The following is a 15,832-nucleotide window of genomic DNA, read 5'->3' as shown; positions in this document are numbered from 1 at the left end:
ATCTGGTTGATACTCGGCTCCTTCGATCAGGTCGAGACCGCATCCGGCACAGAGTCCCCGTTGCTATGCGGCCAGCGTCAGGACAAGCCTGCGCTCGGCCGACGGCAACTTTCTTTTGCTGATTCTCTGTTGCCAGTATTCCGGCATCGCAGGGTCGTCCTTTGAGGCACTGGAGCGAACCGCTACGTGCCGGATGATGCGTGTCCATTTGAACTTGTGGAGACAGTACTGGCCGGAGCCAAATACCCACATGTCCCTGCTCCTAGGCCGGTGTTGACCCCAATAGTGCCTGCGGATCCACACACGGCCTTGGTTCTGGTGCTCCCGAACTGCCCACCGCCATAGGGTGATGAACATGTACCGGTCCAGATCGCTGAAGATGTCGGATGCGCAGGACCCGCGGTAGTAGGTGGACCATCCCTTGACGAGAGGGCTCAGCTCGGCAATAAGCGCCTTGGCTGGTGCACCCCTCTTGGACCGAACAGTCTCCCTGATCTTCCCTCGGACCCTTCGCACGGCTTCCCGGCTCGGACGAGCGAGGACTTTCCCGTCGCGATACCGGCGGAAGTTGAACCCCAGGAAGTCGAACCCTTCATCGAGATGGACCACGCGCGTCTTTTCCTCGTTGAAGGCGAGTCCTCTGGGACGCATCCACTTCGCCAGCTCGTCTTGGATCCTCACTGCCTCTTCCTTCGTGTGACAGAGCACGACGAAGTCATCGGCGTACCTGACCAGTACCGGAGTTCCCATGACGGACCTTTGCACTCCATTCCTGAAGGTTTCCGTCCGTACTCCGACGGCCGTCTCCATCCCGTGGAGAGCGATGTTCAACAGCAAGGGGCTAACCACTCCGCCCTGCGGGGTTCCTTCCTCGGTCGGAGAAAAGCGCCCGTCTTCCATCACTCCCGCTTTAAGCCAGCCATGGACAAGTTTCCTGGCGGGGAATTGCCCAATGGCGGCCATCAGGTGATCGTGCTCGATGCGATTGAAGGCGGACGCAAGGTCAGCGTCGAGAACCCACAGCCGCCGCGCAGTTCGCTTCGCGGTGACACTGTGGATCGTCTCCATCGCGTCCTGGCACCCGCGTCCGGGGCGAAAGCCGTAGCTCCTGCCGCCGAACCGGGCTTCCCACTCGGGCTCCAGTGCGTTCTTGACGCGCGCCTGGTGGACGCGGTCCCTGATCGCGGGGATGCCGAGCGGTCGCTTCTTCCCGTTCGCCTTGGGGAGGTACACACGTTTCACCGGTTTGGCCTTGAGTCCTGATTCGGTATCAATATGCCGAGCCAGGCGCCCCCTTTCCAACGGAGTGAGAGCCCTCTCTCGGTCCACGCCGGCGGTTCTCCTGTCGCCTTACTTCGCCATCCACCTTGGCCCACTCAATTTCATGCCAGGCGGCAGCATCGTCCACGGCTCCGTTCCGGGCAAGGTTGTCTCTGGGATTCGAGCCCACGTCCTTCCCCTCCTTGTCTAACTTGCACCGTGGTTCGGGTTGTGCTCGCTCTCTCTTCAAAGGCCCACCTGACCCGCGTGGGCTCCCTTTCGGGTCCGGGCATCAGCCTGGTATTCGCTTGGTTATGGCCAGCGGCGGAGAGTGCCGGTCTCTGGCGTTTCCCATGAGCTTTCGCTCCAGCGGCATTCGCTTCTCGGGTCATCCTGTTCCCGCAGCGGAGTTGGGCCTTCGTTACCGTCGGCTTACCGTTTCCGGACCGCTACGGGGTTTCCATGTTCCACTTCCTCAAGTGCCATCCAGGTAGGGTGCCCTCTATAGCCCGAGACCGTGGTGACCACCTCCGGACTTACGAATATCCGGAGCACGTGACGCCTCTCAGCGTCCGGCCTTGTCATCGCCGACTTCTTGCCACTGCGACGTACGCGTTACGGGCCGCGCAAACGAGGGCTCGCGGTCTCTCACCCTTCTGAACCTTCCCTGGTCTGTGTACTGCGGTGGCCCGCAGTTTCCTTGGACCTTCTCCTCCGGCTCAGCACCACGGCGTTACCGCCATCGCACCCGGAGTCGGGAACCGACTGTGGTCACTATCGGGGCGGGTTCCTTCTCTCCTTTCCTCCCGCCACTTGATAGAAGTGGCTTTCATGTCGCACTCGTAGTCGCGTGCGTTGCGGCGGGCGTTCATGCACCAGCCGATCGTGCGCTCGACTTTCCAGCGGCGGGGCAGGACGACGAAGCCCTGCGGTGGCCTGCGGTAGGGCGGCGCCGAGCACCGCCGCGCCCCGGCCGCGTGCTGGCAGCAGGGTGACTCCCTAGTGCTGCCCTGGGGCCTGGGCGTAGTGCAGGACGACAGCCTTGGCTCCGGCGGCGACCTCATCGGCCAGGGCGTTGCTGCGCGGGTGAGTCGGGTGGTTCATCACCCAGAGCATGGAGAACTGAATGATCTGGTCGATGTCGCTCGGCCGCAGCAGGATCGCGTCGGGTAGAAGCGGCCGTCGTCATCGTTGAAGCCGAGGTGTCGGTCGCCATGCGGGTTGATCAGGTGGGTGGTGAAGGGCAGGTCCTTCGGGCCCCGGCTGCCAGGGAATCCCCAGCAGGGCACGGGCATTGCAGCACAGCAGGATCCGACGGGCGGAGGAGGTGCAGAGTGACGATTGCTGCAGAGTCCTTCGCAGGCCGCGTCCTGGCTGTCCTTTCTCGTCGTTCTCCCGGCTTCCGGCCTCCCCTGAAGACTTCCGGCCTCCCGGCCACGCCGGTTACTCCTGTTACCTCTCCTCCCCCTCCGGTTGCGGATCTCCCTCGACCCCTTGAGACTGCCCAGTCTCATCCAGCCCAGGACGGCGTCACGGAACCGGGTCTGGCTGACGTGACAGCTCGCTGGAAGTCCATGTCTCCGCAAGAGCGACTCCGGCATCGCGGCGACCTTCTGACAGTCTCAAATTTCCTGAAGACCGCCGCCGCATCCCTTGTCCACGACCTCGACCTCGTTCGCGGCCTCGTCCTCGACCTCGATGACGTTCTCGCCCGCGTCCGCGCCCTCGACCTCGACCGCGCTCTCGACTTCGTCCGCGACCTCGCCCGCAGCCGCGCCCTCGCCCGCTGCCGTACCCTCGTCCTCGCCGTCGACGGCGACCTTGACTTCGACCTCGATGACGTTCCCGCCCGCGCGGGCGACCTCCTCATCGACCTCGATGACATTCACGCTCGTGTCCGCGATCTCGACCGCGCCCTCGCCCGCGCCCTTGACGGCGACCTCGCCCGCGTTCGCTTTCGCGCTGTCGACCTCGTCCGCGATCTCGACCGCGACCTTGTCCGCACTCTTGACCATGCCCTCGCCCGCAGCCGCGCCCTCGACCGCCCCCGCACTCTCGTCCGCGCTCTCGACCTTGCCCTCGCCCGCGCTCGCGTCCTAACCCCTGACATCGCGCTCGCCCTCGGCCGTGACCTCATCGAAGCTCATGGCAACCTGACCGACGCGGCAAATAACTTCGTTGGCGCCGACCTCACCACCGTGGACCCTGCTGCGGTCAACCGCGCAGGGATGCGTGGGGATGGCGACACACAGTGGCCCACCCCTGCGTGGGCAGCCCGCGTCCGCCGAGCATCCGTGGAGGACCCTCCCGGATCCGGGGTCTTCATCGTCCTTCCTGATGAGGGCCACAACTTCGCCGAGCACGGTTCCCGGGCACCAATCACATGAGACGGCACAGCTGTGGTGTCTCACGAGGTTGGTGCCGCACACCCGAGCACCTGACCGAAAGGTGGGGCCCGCCCGACGCTGGCCCCCTGTACGCCGAGGAAGCTGCCTTTGGGACGGCTTCCGTTCAGGCAGTCGTTGTCGCCAGAGCGGCGGCGGCCGCACGGGCGATATCGGGGTTGGCCCGGATCGCCGCGGTTACCTCGTCGGCGGTCGGACCGCCGCCTTGGGCGGGCGCATTGCGGCACACACGGTCTTCCAGTTCGCTCAGGAACGTCAGAGTGGGGGCGTACTCGGTGACCGCCTCCACGTCCTGGTCGGCGGCGAGGTCGGCGCACACCGACTCCAGGGCCGCCCGCAGGCTGGTCAGTGCTGTCCTCATCTGCTGAGGGCATCGGGCCCTGGCCAGGCCAGGGTGCTTCCGGGTCGGCGTGTACGCCTTGCCCAAGGTATGGGCGACTGCCTGGATGTGGCCCGCAGCCTCGTAGAGCGTCTCGCCGGAGTACCCCAGTCTGTTCAGCGGGCTGTAGTCGCGGCCGTCGGCGTCCTTGGAGAACTGCCTGTCGATCCCCAGGACCTTCAGCCCGTGGGCGGTGGCCAGCATGTTCACGATGTGGCTCAGGGTGTAGCTGGCCTGAGCGACGCTCTCGGCCATGCGGTTCACGGTGCCGCGGCGCTCCTCCGCGGTGGTCTTCTCGGCCTCGGCGGCCTGGCCATGACCTAAGAGGCCCGCCGCGCCGCACGCCGCCTGCCCCAGGCTGTTCCACCCGGCCGTCTGTTCACCATCAGCCCGGCCGCCGTCGACCTGTACGCGGTCGGCGTGCACTGGGCACTCGGCGACGCCGGCGCCGCCCTCGACGCCGGGAAGAACCTCCGACCCGAGCTGTTCTCTACAGCCGAACGGAAGGCCCGCCTGGGCACCGACATGGCGCGGGCCTGGTGGGCATGGCAGCGGCCCGAGCAGACCGCCCGCGCCCTGCTCGACGCCTACAGGGCCAGCCCCGGCGAGGTCCGCGGCCGGCCCGCGATCCGCACCATCGTCAACGAACTCGCCCACCGGCGCCCACGCACAAGCGGCGTACGCGAGCTACACCTCGCCGTGACACGGGCCGGCTGACGCCTGCCCGTCAGCCGGCGACGTCCACCAGGTGCCGTCAGTCGTGTCCTGCGCGGAACGCAGCACCGACGGCATGAACACTTCGGCAAGGCCGCTAATGCGGAGCGTTACCGGCGAGGCCCCCACGGGAAGTTAGCCTCTGCGCAACGCATATGGACCGGCAGCAGCAGTGGGGGCGCTGAGCGTGATGGCCGACGATCGACCCGATACAAACACACCCGGCCAGAGCGGCAACGATGAAGACGGTACACAGCCGCCTTTATCCCCACCCCCACCGCCGACGGACCCGCCAACGCCGGACGGTGGGCAGGGCGGCGACACGGGCGGAGGCTGGTTCAGCAGGCATCAGCAGGCATCCTGGATCACTGGCGGCGCGACAGTCCTCGCCGCCCTGATCGCGGCGATGGCGCAATTACTGGGCTCCTCCGGTGGGGACAAGACCGACAGTGCCCCCAAGCCCGTGCCAACGTCATCTGCTTCCACCGTGGCACCCGAATCCGTACCCGCCTCCGCCTCGCCGTCAAAGCAGACCGAGACGCCCGGGCCGGATCACAGCTCTTCGCCTGCGGGAAGCGAACTCTGGCGGGGCCCACTGCTGCTCGACACCGAGCCCATGGACCTGGACGCGGGACAGCCCGTCGCTGTCGGCTACGCCAAGGAAGGCGATGTGTACATATTGCCCGGGAATGAGATCGAGGGCTGGCACGGCACCGTGGTCTCTGTCTGGTCAGGCGGCACGACCAGTCTGCCGGGCTACGAGGAGTGCTCGAACACGGTCGACGCGGAAGGAACCGACAAGCAACAACTCACCAAGAACACGGTGCTCTGCATACGAACCAGCGCCGGGAATCTCGCCCGGCTCAAGCTCACTGAGCTCGGCTCCGACGGCATTGGCAGCGACCACCGAAACAAGTTCGACGCGGTCATATGGGACGCGGGCTGAGCCACTGGTTTGGCAGCGGCACTTCCCTTGGGAGGCCGATCGGCTGGCCCTCGAGCCAAGCTGCAGAACGATTTGGGCAGGCCCCGCGCACGGGGGTAGTGGCGGGGCCTGATGGAGGCTGGCGCGTGCGCTCGTCAGGTTCCTGAGACGACGCAGTCCTCCAGTTCCGCTGCTAGGGCCTGTCCGACGGATCGGGTGACGGTCCGGTAGCGGATTGTTCCGTCCCCTGTGGGGCGGGTTGATTTTGCGGTCGCGGAGTGGGCTCGGCTGGAGCCACACCTTTTCCACAATGCTCTGCGTTGCGTCACCGCCGGGGCAAGGTGCCCGGAGGCGGGCCAGCCCTCATGCCCGCTCAATGACGTCGAACCGTCACGCATGCCCAAGTCACTCACACCGGCACACCCAGACCACCCACGAGGGCCAGAACCTGAGGCGCGATGCCGGCTACTGCGCCACTTGCGATGCCGATCACGCTATCGACCAACCCGCCAATAATGGGAACACCCATGAACGCTCCTTTAGTTCGGTAACTCCCATAGTCGCCAAGGGACTTCGCGGCCGCAGCCGTACTGGTGGGGGCTCACCCGTACGAGGGACGCGCTGCTGTACCCGGTGGAGCTGGGGTCGGTTGTTTCAGCAGGTGCCGCTCCCTGTGCCGGGGGTGCCATGTGCGCCGTTGCCGACGCCGCCGAGCCCGCCGTTGCCGCCCGCTTCACTTGTGCAAGTGGTGCCGCTCTTGCCGCCTGTTCCGCCGACCCCGCCGTAGTTGTTGCTGCCGGTCGCCGCACCGCCGACCCCGCCAGTGCTGACGAACGATCCACCGCCAGCTCTCCCGACCCGTCGGACACGCCCTAATCCGGCCCTCCTGCATGGACTATGTGGGCGATGACGGGCTCAACAAGCTCTGCCTCTGGAGGGGCCAGCACGGGCGCGTCCGTGAGTTCGCTCTCCATGCCCCACTCCGTGTTGAAGGTGATGGCTTTTCCCTCGGACGGCTGATCCCACGGCGGGCGGCCACGCGCTCGGGCATGATGCCTGCATGGTGTCGGGGGGAGAGGCAGAGACCGCCACGTCCGAGGGGCGGCTGATCGGCGGGCGGTACCGGCTAGGCGGGCAACTCGGCGCGGGCGGCATGGGCGCAGTATGGGCTGGACTCGACGTGCTCGTCGGGCGGGAAGTCGCCGTGAAGGAGGCGTACGTCGCCCAAGGGCCGTCACGCGTCGAACGGATCCTGCGCGAGGCGCGCGCCGCGGCCCGGGTGAACCACCCCTCGGTGGTGACCGTCCATGACGTGGTGATGGAAGACGGCCGCCCCTGGATCGTCATGGAGCGCGTGCACGGCGAATCCCTCGCGGCCCTCCTAGAACGGCAGCGGTCCCTGCCCGAACGCGAAGCGGCACGGATCGCCCTATGCGTGTTGGAGGCCCTCTCCGCCGCCCACCTCCGCGGTGTCCTGCACCGCGATGTGAAGCCGGGGAACGTGCTGCTCGGCGCCGACGGTCGCGTGGTCCTCTCGGACTTCGGCATCGCGTACATCGCGGGCGAGGAGTCCCTGACCCGGTCCGGCGAGTTCATGGGGTCGCTCGCCTACACCGCGCCGGAGCGCATGGGCGGCAGCCGCCCGGGCCCCGCCTCCGACCTTTGGTCGCTGGGCGTGCTGCTCTTCCAGATGGTGGAGGGGTGGTCACCGTTCCAGCGGGTGTCGGTGGAGGGGACGGTCGGTGCGGTTCTCACGGCAAAGACGCCGGGGACGCGGCAAGCGGACGCGCTGGCCTCCGTCATCGCCGACCTGTTGTCCAAGGAGCCAGGTGAGCGGCCTGAGGCGGACCGGGTCGTGAGTGCGCTGCGCGGTGTAGCGGGCGAGGGTGCCAGCCGACACGACGTTCCGGCCAAGAGCGGCGGCAGCGGCCGACGACTGTGGCTCGGGACCGCCGCTATCGCCGTAACCCTCGTGCTGGCACTCCTGGCCATGGACAGCTGGCCGGGCGGTGGCAAGAAGCAGCCGAGCGCCGACCGCTCACCCACGCCGTCTCACACAGGCACCCCCACGCCTAAGGTCACCGCCGCCAAAGGCTATATCCACGTCCGGGAAGACGAGTTCGGACTCGACGTACCGGCTGGATGGCAGCGGCACGCCAAGAACGCCGACGGGCAGTACCGCTATACGAAAGGCTCGTACGAGCTCGTCGTCGTCCCCGGCCGGGACAGCGTGAAGGCGTATCCGGGCGGTCTGATCGAATACCAAAAGAACGACGAACCCGAGCTGCAGCCCTACCGCGACGCGACGTGGAGCACGGCCTCGGGCATCCGCCTCGTCGAGGTCGGCGACAGGACCTTGGCGGAAGGGCAGTTCACCTGGCAGAGGGACGAGCGGGGACAGGAAGTGTTCGCGCGGAACCTCGTCCTCCTCGTCAACGGGCGCTACCACTTGGTGCTCGTACTCGGGCCGGCGAGCGAACGGGAGACCGTGGGGCGCAGGGCCACGACGACGTACGTGGCAGCAGAGAGCGGAACCTAGGAGGCTTCCCCGTCTCCCTGGAAAGCGTCGGCGCCTCGGCGAGCCGCCTCCGCCAAGTCCTCTATTCCAGCCGCTTCAAAGGCCCGCACGGTGGCGCCAGGCCGTGCGGGCCAGTTCCGGGCTCACAATCCGAGCCGGCAACTCCCGATCTGACGCTGGTCACACTCTGCCCGCCCAGCACTGAGCACTCCCCGAGGACCAGATCGCCCGTCAGTGCGTTCCCCGTCGGGGCCTGACCTTCCCCTCGTAGCGTAGAGATCGTGACTGCAGGGGAAGTTGGGAGTCATGGCGGAGAAGAGGCGGAAGTTCGACGCAGAGTTCCGTGAGGGGGCTGTACGGATCGTGACCGAGACCGGGAAGTCGGTCGCGCAGGTTGCGAGGGACCTGGGGATCAACGAGACGACGCTGGCGAGCTGGGTGTCGCGGGCTCGGAGGTCCGCCGGGGCCGGGGCGGTGGGCGAGAGCGAGGAGCTCGCGCGGCTGCGGCGGGAGAACGCCCAGTTGAAGAAGGACGTCAAGGAGCTGGGGATGGAGCGCGATGTCCTCAAACGCTGCATGGTCTTGTGGGTGAAGTAGCTGAGGCGGACCCGGCGGTGCTCGTCGGGGTGATCAGTGACCAGAAGACCGTGCACAACATTTCGCACCGCATCTCCTGCCGGGCACTGGGTGTGTCGGAGGCGTGGTTCTACAAGTGGCGCCGTCGGCCCGATGAGCCGACGAAACGCGAGATCAGACGGGGTGAACTGGCCGAGCGGGTCCGCTACTTCTTCGACCGCTCGGGCAAGACGTACGGTTCGCCGCGGATCACGCTGGATCTGTGGGAGGAGGGCTGGCAAGTATCGCAGAACACCGTCGCCGAGATCATGGCCGAACTCGGTCTGCAGGGCCGCAAACCGCCACGCCGACGCCGTTCGCTGACCCGTCCCGGCAAGCGGAAAACCGCTGGTGACCTGGTACGGCGCAAGTTCGACGCGATCGCGCCCGACGTTTTGTGGTGGGGCGACATGACGGAGATCGACACCGGTGAGGGCAAGCTCTACCTCGCCTCTGTCCACGACGCCTTCTCCCGCCGGGCCCTGGGCTACGCGATGGGTCGGCGGCATGATGCCGCGCTGGTCAGCGCAGCCCTGCAGATGGCGATCGCAACGAGAGGCGGCCAGGTCGACGGCGTCATTTTTCACACGGACCGCGGCAGCGAGTACACGTCCGAGGCGTTCCAGCAGTTGTGCGGCCGGTGGGGCGTGGTGCAGTCGATGGGACGCGTCGGGTCGGCCCTGGACAACGCCGCCGCGGAGTCGTTCCACTCGGTCCTCAAGGTCGAGTACGTCCACCGGCACACCTTCGCCACCCGAACCGAGGCGAGGCTGAAGACCGCCACCTGGATCGCGGACTTCTACAACACGAAACGGCGACACAGCGCGGCCGGCGGGAAACCGCCCGTCGAGTTCGAACGGATCATCCAGCAAGCGCGGACCCGGACCGATCAGGAGAGCCGGACCGCATAACCAACGTCTCTACGAAACCCGGGGATTGACAGGGCCAGCCCGCTGACGTAGCTGCCGCCATCGCCTTCCTCGCCAACCCGAGTGCATCGTTCATCACCGGCCAGTCGTTGCACATTGACGGTGGCTGGATCCTCAACTGCCCTGCCCGCCCGTACAGCACTAAGGGAGACTGACTCCGATGAAACAGCGCGTCCGCGCCATCCTGATCACCGCGCACGACACGACACTGATGAAGCGCATCCGCCCAGGAAGGGACCCCCTACTGGGTGATCGTCGGAGGCGGCGTGGAGGACATGACACCAGCCGCGAGGACGCGCTCCTGCGCGAGATCCGCGAGGAGATCGCCGGCGATGCAGAGATCGTGTGCCTGCTCCACCAGTTCGTGAACGCGTCGGGCGAGACCGAGTACTTCTACCTGGCCCGTCGACCTCCAGCCGCCGTACGGCCTCGGCAAGGGAGTCGGACAGCGGCACCACCAGCAGCGGCGTCCCGGCGTCATCAAGGTCTGCTGCCGGGTCGTCGACTTCGTACACGGTCAGGACGGTCACCGTCCGCGGGGACCACGGCCACGCGTTGTCCCTCCGCCGCGACGGCGTGACCTGAAGCATCGGGTTCTCGTCCAGCCGACGCAACTCCCGCGTCTGGTCGTACCAGAGCCCAGCGTCGCGGAGTTCTGCTGCTGTCTGTATCGAAGAAACTCGGGCAGCCGGTCCCGGCGATACGCCTGCTTCCCTTACCAGTGGTCCACTGGTAAGCGGACCAGCGGCAGTAACTGCTTGTGACCGCCGGACGAATCGATGACACTTCCGCAGCGCGCCCCACCGGCCACGGGCAGTGCCGTTCTCTGGGGAGAATCGACTGCGCATACAGGCACGAGTCTGTAAGACCCGGAAAGACGGATCAGCCCAGGCCAGAGACCCGTTCAGCGGTATCACCGCAGGTCAGCTCCCCTTGGTAGACAACTTCAAGAAGATCTCGTCGTGGGCGGCTTCTCGATTCATGGCCGCCTCTCACGAGCCATTCCGACCTGGGCCTCGCCCAGGTCACAACCAAGATCCGGACCATACGCAGGCCAGACTCCGCCGACTCCACTTCAATCCCCGCATTCGCGCTGGTCAGGGCCATTCGCGCGGTGTACCACCAGCAGACCAAGAACCTGCTGGGACGACCACGCACCGCACCCAACCCGCACCGTGCTCACCCGCCCAGAGACCGAGTCATATCGACCGGCTTGGCCTTTAGTTCGAGTCGCCTGCCGTAGCGCAGCTCTGGGCCCGATCTGCCCCTGCAGCCGCAGGGCTTCGAGGCAACGCCGGCCCTCCTCGTAGGCGGCGGCCACGGCGTCGGGGTGTGCGGCCAGGTCCTCGACCGGGGCGGAGGCGCCGACGGTGACGGCCTCATGGACGGCCGTGCCGAGATGTCGGGCGGTGCGGCGGGCCAGGGCGGTGGCGGTGTCCCCCGCTTCGAGGGGCAGGAGCAGAACCGTGCCGCCGTCGCGGGCGGCGGCCAGGCCGTGCCGGGTCGCGGCGAGGTGGGACGCGGCGGACCACAGACGTCTGCGGGCGGACGCCTCCTGGTCGGCATCGGCCGCGACGGCGTCGAGGCGGGCGGCGAGCACGACATGCCCGGCGTCGAGGTCGGCGTCCAGCCGTGCCGCGCGCTCGCGCAGCAGTCGCGGGTCACGGTCGCGGGCGTCGAGCAGGTCGTCCAACAACTCGCCCCGGACGCGCTGTTCGGCTTCGGCGGCGGAGCGCCGGGCGAGGAGCAGGAGCGAGGTGACCATCGCGGCCCGCTCCAGGGTGCGCTGGTCGACGGGGTCGAGGCCGGGGTGGCCACGCAGCACCAGCGCGCCGAGCAGTTCGCCGCCTGCGGCCACCGCGGCGATCCAGTCGTCGTCGTACCGTACGGCGTGGCCTTCGGCGCGCGATGCCTCCAGCGCCCCGGCCGGTGCGGCGGCGGCTTCCGCGAACTCGACCGTACCGTCGAGGACTTCGGAGACCGCGGCGGCCACGTCGTGCACCCCGCCGCCGCGCAGCACGAGTTGGGCGAGCCGGTCGTGCACGTCCGAAGCGCGTTCGATGACTCCGCTGCGGTCCCGGATGATCTCGTTGGCCAGCTCCAGGTCGGCGAGGGCCGAGCGGGTCTCGCTGAGCAGGTTCGCGGTGTCGATGGCGGCGGCGGCAAGGGCGGCGAAGGAGCCGAGCAGCGCGATCTGCTCCCGCTCGAAGACCCGGGCGCGTCGGTCGGCTGCGAAGAGGACGCCGATCACGTGGTGCCCCAGCATCAGGGGCACCCCGAGGATGGCCACCAGCCCCTCGTCGCGCACGCCGGCGTCGATGGTGAGGGTGTGCTGGAAGCGGTCGTCCTTGAAGTAGTCGTCGGTGACATAGGGGCGGGCGGTCTGCGCGACCAGTCCGCCCAGGCCCTCGCCCATGCCGAGCCGCAACTGCTGGAACCGGGCGGCGACCGAGCCTTCGGTCACCCTCATATAGGTGTCGCCCCTGGCCGGGTCGTTCAGGCTGAGATAGGCGATGTCCGTGCCGAGCAGCGACCGGGCGCGCTGCACGATCGCCTGCAGCACGGCGTCCAGGTCCCGCAGACCGGCCAGGTCGTGGGCGGTCTCGAAGAGGGCCGACAGCTCGGCCTCGCGCCTGCGCCGCCCTTCAAGCTCGGAGCGCACGCGCAGCGCGAGCAGCTTGGCCTGTTCGAGGGCGACGATCGACTCGGTCGGTCTGCCCTCGGCGCGGGCGAGCAGCACCGGCTGCTCGTAGGCGTCGGCGGACGCACCCCTGGCCAGCAGCTCGAGAAACGGCGTCTCGGAGCTGCTCAGGGGTGCTCCGGCAGCGGTGGAACGCGAGGCGGACTGCACGTGATCGCGGGACATGCTCACAGGATTGCTCATCGCACCGCCGCCCCGTCAGGCCTGTGGATAACTCGGAATTCCGTCCGCGTGACCCCGCTCAGTGCGCGGTCCAGCCACCGTCGAGCACGAGCGACGTGCCGGTCACGAAGGATGCCGGCGGGCTGCACAGGTACGCCACGGCCTCCGCGACCTCCTCCGGTTCGATGAGCCGCTTGACCGCGCTGTCCTGCAGCAGCACCTCGGACAGCACCCGCTCCTCGGGGATACCGTGCGCCCGGGCCTGGTCGGCGATCTGCTTCTCGACCAGTGGGGTGCGCACATAGGCGGGGTTCACACAGTTCGAGGTGACGCCATGGGGTGCGCCCTCCAGGGCGGCGGTCTTGGAGAGTCCCTCCAGACCATGTTTGGCGGCAACATAGGCCGACTTGAAGGCCGAGGCGCGCAGCCCATGGACCGAGGACACATTGACGATCCGGCCCCAGCCCTGTCCGTACATATGGGGCAGGGCACCACGGATGAGCCGGAACGGCGCCTCCAGCATCACGGTGAGCACCGTGTGGAAGACATCGGCCGGGAACTCCTCGATGGGGCGCACCAGTTGCAGTCCGGCGTTGTTGACGAGGATGTCGGTGCCTGCGGCGGCGAGTTCGGCGGCGTCCAGGTCGGTGAGGTCGAGGACGTGCGGTTCGACGGCGCCGGCGAGGCCCTGTGCCCTCTCGGCAAGGACCTCCAGACCCGCGGCGTCCCGGTCGACCGCTCTCACCTTGGCCCCTGCGGCCGCGAGCCGCAGCGCACAGGCACGGCCGATGCCACCGGCCGCGCCGGTGACGAGGGCGGTGCGGCCACCGAGGTCGAGCGGCGAGGGCAGGGACGAGCCGTGAGCCGGGAGGGTACTGGGCGGGGTCATGGCACGACCCTAGGCAGCACCCTCGCCAGGCCACATATGGTCACAGCACATACTTCAGTCCGAGCTCATAGGCTCGAACCACGTGGGTTCATCGGACAGTGCCTGCTTGATCCGGAACAGCTGGCGTTCGTCCATCACGGGCAGCGCGTCCACCTCGAACCAGCCGACCTGCAGCGATTCGTCGTCGTTCACCCGCGCCTCGCCGCCCACGGCCCGGCAGCGGAAGGTGACGTCCATGAACTGGCACGTGTCGCCATTGGGATAGGTGACCTCATTCCCGGATCGGACGAGGACGACGCGCTCGGCGACACACCGGACACCCGTCTCCTCGTACACCTCCCGCACGGCGGCCGTCGCGGGCTGCTCGCCCGGGTCCGGGATGCCGTTGATCACTGTCCACTTGCGGTTGTCCGCGCGCTGCCCCAGCAGGACCCGCCCCTCGTCGTCGAAGACGACGGCGCTGACCCCGGGAAGCCACAGCAGCTGATGACCGGCGGAGGCCCGGATCGTACGAATGAAGTCAGGAGTAGCCATGGCCTCGACCCTAACGGGCCGTTGGCCGTGCCCCCGGCGGGTTCCGGGGGCGTACGACGGGCGTACGGCTACGCGTCAGCGGCGCGTCGCGCGCGCATCCCGGCGCCGATCGCCCAGCCGAGGCCGCCCGCGGCGACCAGTACCAGGGCGATCTCCGGGATGATGCCGAGCCGCGTGGCGAGCGTCTCGCTGGAGCGCAGCGGCACCTTCTGGACCAGCGAGTCGGCCACGAACATGCCCGTCTTCTGCGTGATCGTCCCGTCCGGCATGATGATCGCGCTGACGCCGCTGGTCACCGGGACGGTGACGGTCCGGCTGTGCTCGACGGCGCGGACGCGGGACATGGCGAGCTGCTGGTAGGTCATCTCGCTGCGGTCGAAGGTCGCGTTGTTGCTGGGCACGGAGATCATCTGCGCGCCGTCGGTGACCTCGGAGCGCACGGTCCAGTCGAAGGCCGCCTCGTAGCAGGTGACGAGGCCGACCTTGGCGCCGTCCATGGTGAACACGCCCGGCTCGCTGCCCCGGCTGAAGTCCTGGCGGACCATGGACGTCCAGTTCTCGTTGATCGCCCCGACGAGCGAGCGCAGCGGCAGGTACTCGCCGAACGGCTGGATCTGCCGCTTGTCGTACGTGTCGACGGGCCCCTTGGCCGGGTCCCACAGGATCTGCTCGTTGAGCAGCTTGCCGTCCCGCTCGACGACGCCGCCTACGGAGATGGGCACGCCGATCGCCTTGGCGGCCGTGTCGATGACGGCGTGCGCGTCGGCGTTGGCGAAGGGGTCGATGTCGGAGGAGTTCTCGGGCCACAGCACGAAGTCGGGCTGTGCGACCTTGCCCGCCTTGACCTCGGCGGCCAGCCGCTCGGTCTCGCGCGCGTGGTAGTCCAGTACGGCGCGGCGCTGGGAGTTGAAGTCCAGTCCGGCGCGCGGCACATTGCCCTGGATGACCGCGACGGTCGCGGTGCCGTTCTCGGCCTTGTCGCTGACCAGCGGCCGTGCGGCCACGGCGCCCACCACGGGTACGGCCACGCTCAGCAGGGCGACAGCGGCAGCGGACCGCCGTACGGCCCGTGTCCGCCGCGCCTCGACAGCCAGGCGTATCACCTCGTACAGACCGAAGCCGCAGAGCACGACCGCGAAGCCGAGCACCGGGGTGCCGCCCACGGCGGCGAGCGGCAGGAAGACGCCGTCGGCCTGGCCGAACGCGATCTTGCCCCAGGGGAAGCCGTTGAACGGCGCACGCGCGCGTGCCGCCTCTCCGGCGATCCACAGCGCCGCCGCCCACACCGGCCAGCCGGGCAGCTTCGACACCGCGGCGACCCCGGCGCCCACCAGCGCCACGAAGACCGCCTCGATCGCGACCAGCGCGAGCCAGGGGCCGGGGCCGACCTCCACTCCGGTCCACACCAGCAGCGGCAGCAGGAAGCCGAGGCCGAAGAGATAGCCGAGGCCGAGGCCCGCCTTCCAGCTGCGGCCACGCAACACCCAGCCGAAGACGGCGAAGGCCGGCAGGGCCAGCCACCACAGGGTGCGCGGCGGGAAGCTGACATAGAGCAGCACTCCGGAGAGCGCCGCGGCGAGAGCCGGAACCAGGCGCAGGAGCCGTGCTGCGCCCGAGGCGGGCGCGATCTGCGGCTGCAGCTGGTCCGACTCGCCCACGGAAGTTGCGGTGACGGTCACTCGGGGAGTGTACGGCGGTTGACCTCGGCGCCGACAGCGCGGTCCGGTGAGGGCAGGGCTCCCACGTGGGCACATGCGTCCGTCGGGTCCACAGCAAGGCCCACCGCGAGCGCGGTGCCCTC

The 15,832-nt window shown here is 68.2% G+C and carries 11 protein-coding genes and 3 pseudogenes; 6 read left to right on the top strand and 8 right to left on the bottom strand.

Translation table 11 applies throughout. The annotated features are described in order from the left end of the window. Positions 1-63: 63 nt before the first annotated feature. The 4 genes and pseudogenes from ltrA to QQM39_RS42645 form a co-directional block, all read right to left on the bottom strand. The gene (gene ltrA / locus QQM39_RS42660; RefSeq protein ID WP_302002941.1) at positions 64-1,329 is read right to left on the bottom strand and encodes a group II intron reverse transcriptase/maturase; all 1,266 of its coding nucleotides are present in this window, start codon (positions 1,327-1,329) and stop codon (positions 64-66) included. Positions 1,330-2,099: 770 nt separating this feature from the next. Next, positions 2,100-2,189: pseudogene (locus tag QQM39_RS42655) on the bottom strand (IS5/IS1182 family transposase); the annotation flags it as partial. Between the two features lie 693 nt (positions 2,190-2,882). Beyond that, positions 2,883-3,275 carry a hypothetical protein gene (locus QQM39_RS42650; protein ID WP_302002940.1) on the bottom strand — a complete coding sequence of 131 codons (393 nt, stop codon included), beginning with the start codon at positions 3,273-3,275 and terminating at the stop codon, positions 2,883-2,885. A gap of 496 nt (positions 3,276-3,771) precedes the next feature. Further along, on the bottom strand, positions 3,772-4,470 hold the full coding sequence (locus QQM39_RS42645; RefSeq protein ID WP_302003960.1) for a hypothetical protein: 699 nt from the start codon (positions 4,468-4,470) through the stop codon (positions 3,772-3,774). Between QQM39_RS42645 and QQM39_RS42640 the strand changes: the two are divergent. The 6 genes and pseudogenes from QQM39_RS42640 to QQM39_RS42615 form a co-directional block, all read left to right on the top strand. Continuing rightward, positions 4,354-4,761 (top strand): annotated as a pseudogene (locus QQM39_RS42640) (transcriptional regulator); the annotation flags it as partial. The gene QQM39_RS42645 and the pseudogene QQM39_RS42640 sit on opposite strands and share 117 nt — an antisense overlap. A gap of 169 nt (positions 4,762-4,930) precedes the next feature. After that, on the top strand, positions 4,931-5,704 hold the full coding sequence (locus tag QQM39_RS42635; protein ID WP_302002939.1) for a hypothetical protein: 774 nt from the start codon (positions 4,931-4,933) through the stop codon (positions 5,702-5,704). 1,039 nt (positions 5,705-6,743) lie between these two features. After that, positions 6,744-8,222, top strand: coding sequence for a serine/threonine-protein kinase (locus QQM39_RS42630; RefSeq protein ID WP_302002938.1), 1,479 nt, complete (start codon positions 6,744-6,746; stop codon positions 8,220-8,222). A gap of 285 nt (positions 8,223-8,507) precedes the next feature. Continuing rightward, a complete protein-coding gene (locus QQM39_RS42625) occupies positions 8,508-8,798 on the top strand; it encodes a transposase (protein ID WP_301994515.1) in 291 nt (96 codons plus the stop codon). After that, positions 8,786-9,727, top strand: a complete 942-nt coding sequence (locus QQM39_RS42620; protein WP_301996157.1) for an IS3 family transposase — start codon at positions 8,786-8,788, stop codon at positions 9,725-9,727. The genes QQM39_RS42625 and QQM39_RS42620 overlap by 13 nt, the downstream gene beginning before the upstream one ends. A 29-nt stretch (positions 9,728-9,756) precedes the next feature. Further along, a pseudogene (locus QQM39_RS42615) lies at positions 9,757-9,900 on the top strand (SDR family oxidoreductase); the annotation flags it as partial. Between the two features lie 920 nt (positions 9,901-10,820). Here the strand turns inward: QQM39_RS42615 and QQM39_RS42610 are convergent. The 4 genes from QQM39_RS42610 to lnt form a co-directional block, all read right to left on the bottom strand. After that, the gene (locus QQM39_RS42610; protein ID WP_302002937.1) at positions 10,821-12,611 is read right to left on the bottom strand and encodes a GAF domain-containing protein; all 1,791 of its coding nucleotides are present in this window, start codon (positions 12,609-12,611) and stop codon (positions 10,821-10,823) included. 76 nt (positions 12,612-12,687) lie between these two features. Next, on the bottom strand, positions 12,688-13,497 hold the full coding sequence (locus QQM39_RS42605) for a 3-hydroxybutyrate dehydrogenase (RefSeq protein ID WP_302002936.1): 810 nt from the start codon (positions 13,495-13,497) through the stop codon (positions 12,688-12,690). Positions 13,498-13,551: 54 nt separating this feature from the next. After that, entirely contained in the window at positions 13,552-14,031 is a 480-nt protein-coding gene (locus QQM39_RS42600; RefSeq protein ID WP_302002935.1) for an NUDIX domain-containing protein, read from the bottom strand. 68 nt (positions 14,032-14,099) lie between these two features. Then, positions 14,100-15,710, bottom strand: coding sequence for an apolipoprotein N-acyltransferase (gene lnt / locus QQM39_RS42595; protein ID WP_302002934.1), 1,611 nt, complete (start codon positions 15,708-15,710; stop codon positions 14,100-14,102). Positions 15,711-15,832 lie beyond the last annotated feature (122 nt).

The sequence above is a fragment of the Streptomyces sp. DT2A-34 genome (assembly GCF_030499515.1).
In the GTDB taxonomy this organism is placed as follows: domain Bacteria; phylum Actinomycetota; class Actinomycetes; order Streptomycetales; family Streptomycetaceae; genus Streptomyces.
This window is presented reverse-complemented; position numbering and strand designations above follow the sequence as displayed.